Genomic DNA, 13,510 nt, shown 5'->3' with positions numbered 1-13,510 from the left:
ATAAAAGTTCAGGCCCGTTTTAATTCCAGGATGGTTATTTCAGGAGGCATACCTATTCTTCCGGGATAACCTAAATATCCAAACCCCCGATTTACATAGAGGTACTGAGATCCTTTCTGATAAAGACCCGCCCATTGTTCGTATGCATATTGTGAGGGGCTCCATTTAAAATTACCAATTTCGACTCCAAACTGGAATCCATGGGTATGGCCGGAAAATGTGAGATCGATATCATTATAACCGCGTATCACTTGAGCATCCCAATGACTTGGGTCGTGTGAGAGAAGAAGTTTGGTAGCGGCCTCTTCTGTTCCGCGATAAGCTTCATCCAATTTGCCGTATTTTGCGAACCCACGTCCTCCCCAGTTTTCGATTCCGATAACAGCAATTTTTTCTCCCCCCAATTCCAGGAAATGATTTTCATTCATCAGCAGATTGAACCCTAGTAACCTATGAGCTTCTATAAGATCACGGAAGTTCTGCTGTTTAACTTTTAAGTTCGGCCATCGATGATAGTCCCCATAGTCGTGATTGCCCGTAACAGAATAAATACCCATTGGCGCTTTGAGCTTGTTGAATACATCGATGTAATCTTTTACTTCCGAGGCTTCATTGTTGACCAGGTCGCCCGTAAAGAAAATAACGTCGGGTTTTTCAGCCAAAGCCATTTCTACACCACCCTTCACGGCAGTCTTGTTGAAGAAGCTTCCAGAATGTATGTCTGAAAGCTGTGCTATTTTCAGTCCGTCAAATGCTTTTGGCAGATTAGGAAGTCGAACCGTCTCCCTTCTCACGCGGTAATCGTGCGCACCAGAAATGATACCATACACCATTGTACCAAAGGGAATGGCAGCGGCGGCCAATGCGGTCTTTGATAGAAACTCAGATCTGGTTATCGTTTCTGCCCCCGATACTGGCGCGTCGGAATACTTTGTGAAGTACGCAATTACTTGTCGTACACCACGTGACATATCTTCGGCAAAGAGTACGATCACGGCGAATAATTTTGAAAAATAGATTGCAAATAAATAGGTGATCACCCAAGTCTTAACTGTTGCGCTCCATTTGTAAGGGTCGCCAACAAACCATCCGAGCAACACAACAATGCTAATCAGTGTGGGTACCCAAAAGCCATATCGAAATAAATATTTCCAGGGTGTTGACCAGTTTTGGCTAACGGTTAAAACCGCTTGAAAAACATAGTAGTCGACTATGAGGAAAAAGAGCGTCAATATAACAAGCGTAATCATGCGTGGCTTCATAAACTAACAAAGTCGTCCTTTAGTGGAGACGACTTTGTTAACATTTTGTTGTAACAAAAAATTCTGCTAAACCGGAACCACGCTGCCGGACTCATCTTCCCTTGGCGCAATTCTTATTTTCTTTTTGGAGACTCTTTCCTTTAACTTATAGGTAAGCAGGTACATCACCGGCACAAGAACCAGCGTAAGAACAGTTCCAAATAAAAGTCCGAATATCATTGTCCAGGACAACGGACCCCAGAAAGCAACGTTGTCACCGCCGAAATAAATATGCGGATTGAATTCAGTGAACAACGTAACGAAGTCAATATTCAGACCGACTGCCAAAGGAATCAATCCAATGGTTGCTGCTATGGTGGTCAGCATAACGGGTGTCATACGTGTTTTGGCAGCTTCAGCAATTGCTTCTCTCAAAGGCATTCCTTGTTGAACGAGGAGCTCTATGAATTCAACCAGCAAAATTCCATTTCGAACAACCAGTCCCGCAAGCGCCATTATACCGACACCTGTCATGACTATGGATATTTCCATTTTGAAAAGTGAAAATCCGATAAGAACTCCAATGATACTGAATATGATTTCAGCACCAATGATCAATGGTTTACTGATCGAATTAAATTGAAGGACAAGAATCATAAAGATAAGTCCCATAGCGAGTGCAAGCGCCAACACAAGGAACGAAAATGTTTCTGCCTGCTCTTCCTGAGCCCCGGTCATATCAACGGTAACGCCATCTGGAATACTGAAAGATTCCATGCTTGCTTTAATATTTGCAACAACTTCATTTTCATTGAAGCCGCCCAGCACATTTGAAGCAATGGTCACCGTTCTCTTTTGGTCAATTCGGCGTATACCGGCATAGCTACTCGTATATTCAGCAGTCGCAATCGCAGAAAGTGGTACTTGCCTTACCTGGCCATTCTTGCTCATATCCTGGAACGTGATGGGAATATTCATTAATGTATTGACATCATTCCGTTGGTCCTCCATGATCCGAACCTGAATGGGATAGTCGTCATTGTCATCTCTGAATTTTGAAACTTCCACTCCGTAAACAGCTGTTCCTAGTGCAAATCCGATTGCTTGCGTTGAGATACCTTCCCTGTTCGCCTTTTCACGGTCGATCTTAATGTTGATCTCAGGTTTGTCGCTTTGGAAATCTGATTTAAGTTCTTCCACGCCGGGAATTTGCAGCGAATCGAGGTAACGTTTCAGTCGTGTTGAAGTAGAGGCCAGCAATTCAAAGTCATCACCACTCACTTCAATGTTGATAGGTTTACCTGTTGGGGGACCACCCTGTTCCTGGTTCACGGAAATCTCCGCTCCCTTAATTCCTTTCACTGCGTCCCTGATCTTATCCATGTAAACGCGGGTATTTTGTCCATCGCGTTGCGAAAATTTAACAAAGGCAACAGAAACTTTTCCGAGGTGAGGGCTGCCGAGCGTTCCACCGCCTTCCATTGGATCTTCGCTTGCACCAATGGCAACGTTGGAGATGATCGATTCAACAATCGGATTATCTTTCCCAACTACCTTTTGAACCCGCTCTTCGACTATTTTGGTAATTGAATCTGTAACAATCTGATCGGTACCAATTGGCATGCGAATGTATGCATAGATAAAGTTGGGATCTCCTGTAGGGAAAAACACAACAGGCGGCTTCCGTATTGCAGTAAACACAATTGAGAAGACAAACAGCACAATGATGCTGACGCCAATCCAAATAGGTTTATATCCACCAAGGCACCACGCTACTAACCGCTTATAACGCGCCTGTACATTAGGCCAAACGTTGGTTTGAAAGCGTGAGATGACGCCTGCAATCACAAAGTGATGCAATGCATATAGGATAAACAGGAACACCACAAAATTGCCGAACCCTGGAATTCCAATAAGATAAGAAACAAGGGCTATGGCAGCGAATACAATTGCTGTGATCTTAAAACCTTTCGTTATGGTCGGCTTTTTATTTTCTTCGTGCTCATGCGGTTTCATGAAATCGGCGGCAAACACCGGATTGATGATGTATGCAACAAGCAGCGATGCTAACAATGCGATGATCAGCGTTATGGGCAGATACATCATGAATTTCCCAATAACTCCTGGCCAGAATGCTAATGGAATAAATGGAGCCAACACCACAAGCGTTCCGGAAAACACAGGAATGAATATTTCACCAGCGGCAATCTTCGCGGCTTTGCGAATGGGTACTTTACCATTATCAAACACGCGGTGTGTATTTTCAATTACCACGATGGCATCATCGACCACAATTCCCAGCGCGAGCAGGAAGGAGAATAAGGTCATCATATTTAAAGTGAATCCAATTACAGGGAACCACAAGAAAGCGATGAAGGCCGAGAGTGGTACGGACAATCCCACAAAGATCGCGTTGGTCGCACCCATAAAAAACATGAGGATGATTGTCACTAAGACAAATCCAATAATAATTGTATTAATAAGGTCATGGAGTGTAACGCGCGTGTTATCCGATTGATCAGCAGTGATCGTTATATCAAGTCCGGCGGGTAATATACCATTCTCGTATTCTTTCACAATTTCATTGATCGCATCCGAAGCAAGAATAAGGTTCTTGCCACTTCGCTTAATGACATTCAGCGTAACAACGTTTTTCTCATCTAACCTGGCAAAGCTTTCCTGCTCTTTGTGCGTATCAACTACTTCTGCTACATCTTTTAAATATACTTTGGCACCGCGTATCGAACCCACAACAGTATTTGCCATTTCCGCCGCGTTGGCATATTCGCCAGTAACACTTAGGGATCTCTTTACACCGGCAACAGAAAGTTGACCTGCTGGCATAATAACGTTTTCCGTAGCCAAGGCTTGCGTGATATCATTTAGGCTTACGCCTGCGAGCGAAGCTTTATATAAATCAATATTTACTTGAATTTCGCGGTCTAACGCACCGACTATATCTACTCTACGAATTTCCGGAAGCGCTTCAATGCGGTCTTGCATCTGTTCAGCATAACGTTTCAGTGTTTGCAGATCATAATCACCGGCAAGGTTGATATTCATGATAGGAAGTTCCGAGATATCGATTTCGTATACTTCAGGGTCCTTCTCTAATACGGGCAATTCATTCTTTGCGCGATTGACGGCATCCTGGACATCTCGTTTTGCTTCTGTTACATCGATGTCTGTTTCGAATTCAATGATTACGCTGGAATAATTTTGAACCGAGTTGCTCGTGATTTTTTTAATACCATTGATTGACTTGATTTCTTTTTCAATCTCTTTGGTGATCAAATTTTCAACGTCAGTTGGAGGCGCTCCTTGAAAAATCGTGAGCACGTAAATTTGTGGAAAAACAACCTCCGGAAAATTTTCTTTTGGCAGTTTGATGTAGGCCGTGATACCAGCGATACATACAAGGATTGTGGCGACGTAAATACTCACCTTATTGTCGATCGCCCAACTGGTGGGCTTAAATTCTCTTTCGATGTCTTGCATATTGTAGAGTGTTAGAAATGATGGAGAAACAATGGATCAAGCATGATCCATGTTTCATCACACTATATTTTCAGGAATTCGCCGTCATTGAGGCCTTGGTAACCAAAGGTCACCACCTTATCTCCAGCATTGATTCCGGTTACTTGAGCCTGGCCATTGTAGACTCCTTCGACCTTCACTACTTTTTTACGAGCCACTGTATTCTTGCCACTCGTTTCAGCCACGAATACAATTTTTTCTCCGTTGACATCCTGTACAGCATTGATAGGAACCACCAGTGCAGTGGGTTCAGTATGGTGAATGATTTTCACAATCCCAGTCATATTTGGGCGGAGATCTTTTTCTGAAGGTAATTTGATTTCAACTGTAAACGTCCGTGACAATGGGTCGATCGTTCTGCCCACAAACGTTACGGTAGACTCGAGATCCTTTTTAAGTTCAGGGATAGTTACCTTAACCTTATTTCCTTTTTTGATCTGAGTTGAATACGCCTCAGAAACTTTTGCCGTAAGCTTTAAGTCCGATGTGTTTACTACACGGAAGGCAGGTTGACCTGGCGCAACAGCTTCGCCAACTTTTGCCATTACTTCGTCTACTGTACCATTGATTGGTGATTTGATCCGCAACGCGTTATTCTGCTCTTCTAGTGAGCTAAGTTGACGCTCCAGGCTTTCCTTTCTGGATTTTGCTTCCAGGTACTGGACTTCCGTTCCAATCTTTTGTTTCCAAAGATTTTCCTGACGTTCAAAAACAGTTTTAGCAAGTTCCAATTGAGACTTCATGGATTCAATGCTACCGACAAGAATGGAATTATCGATCTGTGCAAGTGATTGTCCTTTGGACACTTGCTGACCTTCCGTCACATATACCTGAGTGACAACGCCAGGAGATTTTGGACTTACAGCGACATTATCTTCTGCTTCAATGCTAGCTTGTGTTTGAACGTAATGCTCAAATTGCACAGGCGATATTTGAGTGACGCCAACATCTTTCAGTCTGATCTTTGCTTCGGTCGGGTTTTCTTTTGCAAGATCTTTTTCCAATTGCTGCACTTGCTTTGTTATATCCGCTTGTTGTTCTTTTAACTTTTCGAGCTGAGCTTGCTTGTCGTCGGGAGTGGCTGCACTGCAGGCAGCCAACAACGCGACAGTAGCCACTATTGACAAACGGGTGTAAATCTTAGAGTTCATAGGGAATATATTTTTCATAGGGAGTACTTATTTAGCGGTGGTTACATATTTTGTCGGATCGATTTTCGCAAACGCTTTGTCCAAGTCAACCTTTGCGATAAGCGCATCATACAGCGCGTTGTAATAGTTTACTTGTGCTTCGCGTAAACTGCTCTCCGCATCGATAACTTCGATGTTAGAGCCCACGCCTTGTTCGTATTTTATTTTTGTTACACGCGCTACTTTTTCTGCCAAGTCCATGTTTTGATCTTGTGACTTTAAAGTTTCAAGTGAGTTTTGGTATGTAACTGAATTTTGTTGAATACTTAAATCAATATTTTGTTTTAAGGAATTAAAATTGTTTTGGGTTTTTAACAGCTCAAGCTTCGCTTGTTGTAATTGGTAATTACGTTGCAGACCACTAAACAGTGGAATGTTCAGCGTAAGACCAAAGGTTGAATACGAATACCATTTATCTGGTCCGATTCCGCCGGCGTCGGCAAGGTTCGTAGTCGTTTTAAAGAGACCACCGATATCAGGAGACTGAGTCGAATATCCGAGGTTTACAAAACCAGACAAATTCGGCAGCGACGAAGAGAATTTATTTTTCACATCTAATTCGAGCAACCGCCGTTGAGTGTCAAGAAGCTTGTACTCAATCCGATTTTTAAAATCCCAACCGTTTTGATATTCATTATAAATACTCTTGTCAACCTGCAGACTCGACAAATCGCCGGTTACAGAAAGTTCTTTATCCATCGGATAATTCATCTGATATTTTAAAAGGGATAAGCTTAAATTCTGAAGATTTACAAAGTTTAGGCGTTCAGACTTTAGATTATTTAAAGTGACTTGAATACGATCAACATCAATTTCTTCAGCGAACCCATTTTCATGTAGCGCTCTGGTTGTACGTAACAGGGAATCAACACGCGCAATGTTATTATCAAAAAGGGTGATTCGTTCATTATTAACTAAAACACCATAATAGGCCTTCATAACATTCTCAACGATTTGAATCTCTGTTTGCTCGGTAGTTTTATAAGCAAGTTCCTTATAAGTACTCGCTGCTTTTAGACCAACTAAGTAAGAGCTGTTAAAGAGTATCTGGTTGATGGTTATACCGGCGTTACCACTGCTTGGTAATTGAAAAAACTGTTGCATGGCAACAATATCCGTTGGATTTAGGCCAGGGATATCCAAGTTCGGTTTTTTTGTTTCTTCATTGACTCCTGAAAAGCTTTGCGCCGTTTGATAACTTGCGAAAAATCTTGGGAGTTTCTGGTTATGGGTTAAACCTACAGAAGCGTCAACTTGGGGTAAGCCTATTCCCCTGGTTTCTCTGACTTTGGCTACAGCTATCTGTTCGTCTACACGCGCGTTCTTTACGTCCACCGTGTTTTCAAGGGCATAAGTGATGCACTGATCCAAGGTAAGGCTGGTGGGTGTAGTTTGAGCGTTCACCCACAACGGCACTCCGATAATTAATATTGATAATAGTCGTTTCATAGATATGTAGAGAGTAGGTTGATAGTTAAGTTTTTATAGTTTGGCTAATGTTTCTTTGTACTTCAGGTATAATTTCCTGCCCTTTTCCGTAACGATTCCATGTACAAAATGATCGAAGATCTGCATTTGCACTTCCGCCATTTTAAATCGTGACGGTGGAAAAGCATTATCATCAAAAGGAAGTTGTACTAATTCAAGTCGCATAGCGGCAATAATTTCAACATTCAATTCAGGTCGGTAATGACCTTCTTCTATTCCTTGCTTTAAATTTCTTATCACCGACTCGCGAATAAATTTATTCTTGTGATTGAGCCACACACTCCAGGCTTTTGGATGATACTTCTGCAAATCAAATAGCAATGAGGGGTTTGTATCTTCCGTATTTTGTTTTAGACAAATTGAAATTTTTGTCAGCTCATCAATTGCATTCTTTGCATTCTTTGTAATCTCTAAAAACCTGTTGGCCACGGTTTCAATGTGCGCCTGACATGTCATGGAAACAATATCCTCTTTATCCGCAAAGTGTTGGTATAACGTCTTTTTCGACACGGATAAATGACGGGATATATCATCCATTGAAATGCTACGCACACCATATTTCATAAAAAGATTTTCAGCGGCCTTTAAAATCTTCTTTTTGATGTCCAGCTGTTCTATTTGTTCCATGGGCGCAAAACTATGGAAACTTTAAACATTACCAAAGTTTCCGTAGTTTCCTTGAACGTCATAACCCATTTGAGGTTTTAATTATTTTTGAATTTTTTTATTATTTTTTTGTTGCGCCGACCTCAATCGTTTGAATTACGCACGTCCCTATAATTATCAATTGTTGTTATGACAACTGAAACTTCTCAATCTGGACAAACATGTTAACATTTTTTATTCTTTATCAGGCGGAGTACACCATTTATCGCGCATTTTCTTTTTAAAGGCTTCGCGTTCTTCAGGCGTTAGGGACGAAAGTTTCTCGTAGAATCTATATTTCCAATGTCCATGACCTGAACCCTCGGGATAGCATTGGCGCTTTCCGCCGATTCCAAAAAACAAAATCTTGGTAAGCGCTAATAATCCTAGAGCCTGCCAGTATGTAATGATGGGGCCATTAAATAATACAGGGACCAACCAGTTCCAAAGAAGATAGGTAACCCACGAGAAAAAGATTATTGCCAGTATAATGGCTAAAACACACTTTAAAAACATTCCACCTCTTTTCATAACCCTCGAATTTTACATGGTATCATAAAGTCGTTGTAATTTCTTGCGCAGGGAAAGGATGGCATACCGCTTACGGGACAAAAGCGTATTGATGGATACCTTTGTTTTCTCCGCTATTTCGCGGAAACTTTGTTCTTCAATTTCATTTAAAATAAATATCTCACGTTGCTCAGGAGGTAATTCATCCAGTGCTTCCATAATCGCTTCCCAGATTACCTCTCTCAGCAAGACATCTTCCGGCGTATTTCCCAAATCTGGCAGGATCTCCTGAAGTGTTAACGGAGCACCATCTTCCGAACCGGAATGAATTTCCAAATCAGATTGCTTGGGTCTTGCAGCGTTTTTTCGATAGCGGTCGATAATCTTATTTCGCGCTACTGAAAACAACCATGAGGTTACACGGTCAAGGGAATCAATTGTCTCGTACCCGGCAATGAATTGGTAGAACACATCCTGAAGGATATCTTCAGCCTCCTCAAGATTGGAAACCCGGTTTCGGATGAACCCTAACAACCGGTCTTTCTCCTTGAGAAAAGTTTGTTCTTTCATTTGCATGGCCACATCCATAGCGTTCAGCGTGTATAAACAAGTAGTCGATGTTAACCGAATTTTTATTTTAATGATTCAAAATTATTATTTCCTATACGTTAAACACAGCCACATAACCCATTGTCGATCCAATTTTAGCTTCAATCGTTTAAAACGCCTCGAAATGCCTGAAAATATATTTGAAGACCTAAGCAAAAGGCCTAGTTTTGATTAACTGAAGAATTGTATTTGTGAATATCGTACAGTCAAGCCGTCAATTTGGATTTTTTTTAGGCCCTTTGCTATTTGTAATCCTCTGGATCACGCTTCCCGACACCTTCATTTCTCCTGGCGCCAATAAAGTCGTGGCTATCGCAGCATGGATGATTACCTGGTGGGTGGCGGAGGCCGTGCCTATACCTGTTACATCGTTTCTCCCGTTGATCTTGTTCCCGTTGTTAGGCGTTATGAAGATGAGAGAAGCGGCCGCACCTTATGCCAATCCCATTATCTTTCTTTTTTTAGGCGGTTTTATGATCGCGCTTGCGTTAGAAAAACATCGTTTACACGAACGTATAGCTTTGAATCTCATCCGTGTAACTGGCACTTCCGGCAACGGAATTATTTTAGGGTTCATGATTGCGACAGGGTTCATCAGCATGTGGATAAGCAACACCGCCACCGCTATGATGATGCTTCCGATTGCTTTATCGGTAATCAATCTTTTGAAAAGCGATCCAACGGTCATGCCACACGATCTTCCAAGGAATGAAAGGAATTTTGCCATGGGCCTCCTGTTGATGGTAGGCTACGCTGCAACGTTGGGTGGCTTGGCGACGATTATTGGAACACCACCAAACGTAGTTTTTGCCGGTTTATTAGATGAATTCTATCACCAAAAACTTGATTTTGGAAAATGGATGCTGGTAGGCGTACCGGTAGCCGCACTTTTACTTTCGAGCACCCATCTTATTATCACGAGGGTACTCTTTCCAAACCATCTTAGTAAAATAGAAGGCACAGACGAGCTGATTAAAACCAAGCTTCACGAGTTAGGCAACGTCTCCCGTGAAGAGAAACTTGTATTAGCCATTTTCGCATTAACATCCTTCTTTTGGATTTTTCAACAAGCGTGGAATAACTATATTTTCAAACAAGACCTGCTCAATGATACAAACATTGCTATGATGGGCGGTATATTGATGTTTGTAGTACCTGTTGATTTACGGACTTCACGGTTTTTGCTCACATGGCGTGATACGTATCATTTACAATGGGGCATTCTATTTCTCTTTGGCGGCGGATTATGCCTTGCTGAAGGCCTTGAGCACACGGGCATCATTCAAACTGTAGGACAGTGGATCGCCGGGCAAAGTTCTTTTAATGTTGGATTAGTCTTAGCGCTTATCGTCGCGACGGTGTTACTTTCGGAATTCATGAGCAATGTGGCCCTTGTGCAAATCTTTGTGCCGGTCATTTTTGGGATCGCCGACAGTATGCATATCAATCCTGTTTTATTGGCTATGCCTGTGACCTTAGCGGCCAGTATCGGATTTATGTTCCCAATCGCAACACCTCCAAACGCTATTGTTTTTTCAAGCGGATACATCAGGATGAAAGACATGGTTAAAGCTGGAATATTATTGGATATTGTTTCGATAATCATTTGTTTTCTGGCATCTCTTACCCTTGTAAAATGGGTTTATGGGTAATTTTTGGCAAAAACTTTATTGGATCCAGCAGGTTTAGAAATAATACCAAACCCGTAAATTCTTTTTAGGGTTTATTCGTTGGTATAATAACTGTTACCTTCGTAACGATTCCGTAGTCCTTAGCCCATGCAGTCTATAAAAGAGAAGCTACATCCAAACTCTGTAAAAAGAAAAGTCCTGGCGGGTTTTCTGTTGGTTTTTGTGGCCATATTACTGGCGTTGGGCATTACCCGTTTTGGTTTTAGGGAGATGATGTCAACCGTAGACCAATTGTCTGTTCCGAATGAAAAACTTAAATCCCTCAATACATTATTTCAAGAGATTACGCGATTAGATCAGCTGCAGCGGGCAGATGCCATCAAGAATCCCGGGAAGCCATATGAGGCATTTCTGATTCAATCAAAATCGATGGTAGATAAGATTGATTCTCTTCGCCTGATGCCATGGGATAGCACGCAACATCAGCGTTTGCTATCGATGAAAAACATACTGAACAAGCGCAACCGGCTTTTTATCTCTTATCTCAAACTAAGGTCAGACTTGATCAATAACACGAGGATGTCGTACCGCCTGGATACACTTTCAACGATAATTGAAACAGAGAAGATTAAAGTAGATACAAACGTTGTGACCACGGAAAAGAAAGTTGTCACTACGTACACCAAAGATACTGTGATCGAACAGAAAGATCAGCGATCCAGGTTGGCGCGTCTCTTCGGAAGAAAGAAAAAAGCTCCCGACACTACGCAATTCCAAGTGCAGGAAGAAGTAAGTGTTACTATCGATACGTTATCCGTTGCACGACAGAATAAAGCACTGGAGGAGGTTGGAAAAATCATGATGGACCTTGACAAGGAACAACGTGCTGAAAACAGAAAACTGATGGAACAGGAATTGGCGCTTATCAATTCCAATAGTCTTTTTGTGACTCAATTATTGGGAGTTCTTCATGAAGTTGAAAATGAAGAATTATCAAAGATGCACGCGAATAATAGTCGTGCAGTAACGGTAGTAACACAAAACATATCCCGGATCAGTATTTTGTTGTTGGTTTTTTTTCTAGGTGCCGCTGTACTTGTTTACCTTATCTGGACAGACATCACCAGAAGCAACTTCTATAAAGAACAACTGGAAAAAGCGAAAGAAGAAGCTGAAGAATTAAGCAAAATCAAACAGCGCTTTTTAGCCAACATGAGTCACGAAATCCGGACACCGCTACAATCCATCATTGGTTTTTCCGAACAATTAAAAAACTATCACGGTCCACACCTGGAAGCCGTTGGTGCAATCAACAGTTCCTCAGAACACTTGCTGCATATTGTTAACGAAGTACTGGACTACAGCCGGATTTCGTCAGGAAGCTTTAATCTGGTAAAGGCACCCTTTAGCTTATATTCCTTATTAAAAGAAGTGGAATCAGCGATGCGGATTCAAGCAGAAAGAAAAAGGTTGACCCTTCTGTTGGATTTGGAAAAGTCATCTGACTATCAGCTGTTGGGAGATCCATTCCGTTTGCGGCAAATATTATACAACCTGATTGGTAATGCCATTAAATTTACCACCAAAGGTTATGTCAAAATCACACTCAAAACTAAAGAAGATAAAAACGGTGTGAATTGTACTTTTGAAATTATGGATACCGGTATAGGTATACGCCAGGAAGACCTTAAGAAGATATTCAATCAATTTGAACAGGCTAATTCCTTCATCACTCATAACTTTGGAGGCACGGGTTTAGGACTTACAATTGCAAAATCGCTTGCGGAAGCGCAAGGTGGATCTTTAAATGTAACCAGTGAGCCTGGACACGGATCAACATTCATGGTTGAAATCAAGTTTGAAAAAGAAACGGAGAAAACCAGTCAACCCGAAATCACCGCTAAAACAAATGCGGCTCCTTTCTCAGGAAAAGTAATTGTGGTGGATGATGATGCGATGATTTTAAAGCTGTGCAGTTTGATCTTAAAAAAGAATCAAATTGAATTCATTACTTACAATGATGCGGGCAAGTTAATTCACCAGGATCCAGACCCTGCGGTAACACATATCTTTATGGACATACGTATGCCCAGCATCAACGGCGTTGATTTGTGCCATGCACTCAAGGAAAGGTATAGCAGTAAAACTGTTTTTGTCGCACTTACGGCACACGTGTTTTCACAAGAAAAAGAGCAATTACTTAAGGAAGGATTCGACATCATTCTTTCCAAACCGTTCAGGGAGGAGGAACTTCTTGAAGTATTAGGCGTAAGATCAGCGGAACGAGCCGTTCAAGAAAATAGAGATTCTATTGCCTTGGATTTGTCGATGCTCCGGAAAATTACCATGGGCGATGAAGCGTTGTTTCAATCTATCCTATCACAATTTCAAGAAGAGACTGAGAAGGATTTACAACGTTTGACTGAATGCTTGAAAAAACCGGAAGCTGGTATGATCAGGGAAATTGTTCATAAGCTAGCCGGACGCGTCGGTCAAATGGGTGCAAGGTCATTGTCATCAGAGCTGCATGATATCGAAAACGAGCTGGTTGAGGGTACACCAGTGTCTGAGCTTATGGTTGAACTCATGGATGCGAAGGCGGATGTCGCTAAACTTGTTCAGTCGATCAATAAAAGCTTGAAGTTTGAGGTTTAATTAA

The 13,510-nt window shown here is 41.7% G+C and carries 9 protein-coding genes; 2 read left to right on the top strand and 7 right to left on the bottom strand.

Going from position 1 to position 13,510, the window contains the following annotated elements; translation table 11 throughout:
• Positions 1-8: 8 nt before the first annotated feature.
• The 7 genes from P2W71_RS09090 to P2W71_RS09060 all read right to left on the bottom strand — a co-directional run bounded on the left by P2W71_RS09090 (position 9) and on the right by P2W71_RS09060 (position 9,199).
• Positions 9-1,250, bottom strand: coding sequence for a metallophosphoesterase (locus P2W71_RS09090; RefSeq protein ID WP_276369906.1), 1,242 nt, complete (start codon positions 1,248-1,250; stop codon positions 9-11).
• A 78-nt stretch (positions 1,251-1,328) separates the two neighbouring features.
• Positions 1,329-4,739, bottom strand: coding sequence for an efflux RND transporter permease subunit (locus P2W71_RS09085; RefSeq protein ID WP_276369902.1), 3,411 nt, complete (start codon positions 4,737-4,739; stop codon positions 1,329-1,331).
• 62 nt (positions 4,740-4,801) lie between these two features.
• Positions 4,802-5,929 carry an efflux RND transporter periplasmic adaptor subunit gene (locus P2W71_RS09080; RefSeq protein WP_276369900.1) on the bottom strand — a complete coding sequence of 376 codons (1,128 nt, stop codon included), beginning with the start codon at positions 5,927-5,929 and terminating at the stop codon, positions 4,802-4,804.
• 27 nt (positions 5,930-5,956) lie between these two features.
• Positions 5,957-7,417, bottom strand: coding sequence for a TolC family protein (locus P2W71_RS09075; RefSeq protein WP_276369898.1), 1,461 nt, complete (start codon positions 7,415-7,417; stop codon positions 5,957-5,959).
• A 33-nt stretch (positions 7,418-7,450) separates the two neighbouring features.
• Positions 7,451-8,083: a TetR/AcrR family transcriptional regulator gene (locus tag P2W71_RS09070; RefSeq protein ID WP_276369896.1), complete on the bottom strand. Its 633-nt coding sequence runs from the start codon at positions 8,081-8,083 to the stop codon at positions 7,451-7,453.
• Positions 8,084-8,296: 213 nt separating this feature from the next.
• Positions 8,297-8,632 carry a hypothetical protein gene (locus P2W71_RS09065; RefSeq protein WP_276369894.1) on the bottom strand — a complete coding sequence of 112 codons (336 nt, stop codon included), beginning with the start codon at positions 8,630-8,632 and terminating at the stop codon, positions 8,297-8,299.
• A 12-nt stretch (positions 8,633-8,644) separates the two neighbouring features.
• The gene (locus P2W71_RS09060; RefSeq protein ID WP_276369892.1) at positions 8,645-9,199 is read right to left on the bottom strand and encodes an RNA polymerase sigma factor; all 555 of its coding nucleotides are present in this window, start codon (positions 9,197-9,199) and stop codon (positions 8,645-8,647) included.
• A 212-nt stretch (positions 9,200-9,411) separates the two neighbouring features.
• Here P2W71_RS09060 and P2W71_RS09055 point away from each other — a divergent pair, with 212 nt between their 5' ends.
• The gene (locus P2W71_RS09055; protein WP_276369889.1) at positions 9,412-10,872 is read left to right on the top strand and encodes a DASS family sodium-coupled anion symporter; all 1,461 of its coding nucleotides are present in this window, start codon (positions 9,412-9,414) and stop codon (positions 10,870-10,872) included.
• Between the two features lie 126 nt (positions 10,873-10,998).
• Complete coding sequence (locus P2W71_RS09050; protein ID WP_276369885.1) at positions 10,999-13,506, top strand: ATP-binding protein; 2,508 nt, start codon at positions 10,999-11,001, stop codon at positions 13,504-13,506.
• The last annotated feature ends 4 nt before the right edge of the window (positions 13,507-13,510 follow it).

The sequence above is a fragment of the Chryseolinea sp. H1M3-3 genome, from assembly GCF_029360725.1.
Lineage (GTDB): Bacteria > Bacteroidota > Bacteroidia > Cytophagales > Cyclobacteriaceae > Chryseolinea.
This window is presented reverse-complemented; position numbering and strand designations above follow the sequence as displayed.

Excerpts from the sequence above, each read along its gene's own strand:
- P2W71_RS09065 (WP_276369894.1), bottom strand. The coding sequence starts at position 8,632 with ATGAAAAGAGGTGGAATGTTTTTAAAGTGTGTTTTAGCCATTATACTG.
- P2W71_RS09070 (WP_276369896.1), bottom strand. The coding sequence starts at position 8,083 with ATGGAACAAATAGAACAGCTGGACATCAAAAAGAAGATTTTAAAGGCC.
- P2W71_RS09080 (WP_276369900.1), bottom strand. The coding sequence starts at position 5,929 with ATGAACTCTAAGATTTACACCCGTTTGTCAATAGTGGCTACTGTCGCG.
- P2W71_RS09075 (WP_276369898.1), bottom strand. The coding sequence starts at position 7,417 with ATGAAACGACTATTATCAATATTAATTATCGGAGTGCCGTTGTGGGTG.
- P2W71_RS09090 (WP_276369906.1), bottom strand. The coding sequence starts at position 1,250 with ATGATTACGCTTGTTATATTGACGCTCTTTTTCCTCATAGTCGACTAC.
- P2W71_RS09050 (WP_276369885.1), top strand. The coding sequence starts at position 10,999 with ATGCAGTCTATAAAAGAGAAGCTACATCCAAACTCTGTAAAAAGAAAA.
- P2W71_RS09085 (WP_276369902.1), bottom strand. The coding sequence starts at position 4,739 with ATGCAAGACATCGAAAGAGAATTTAAGCCCACCAGTTGGGCGATCGAC.
- P2W71_RS09060 (WP_276369892.1), bottom strand. The coding sequence starts at position 9,199 with ATGGATGTGGCCATGCAAATGAAAGAACAAACTTTTCTCAAGGAGAAA.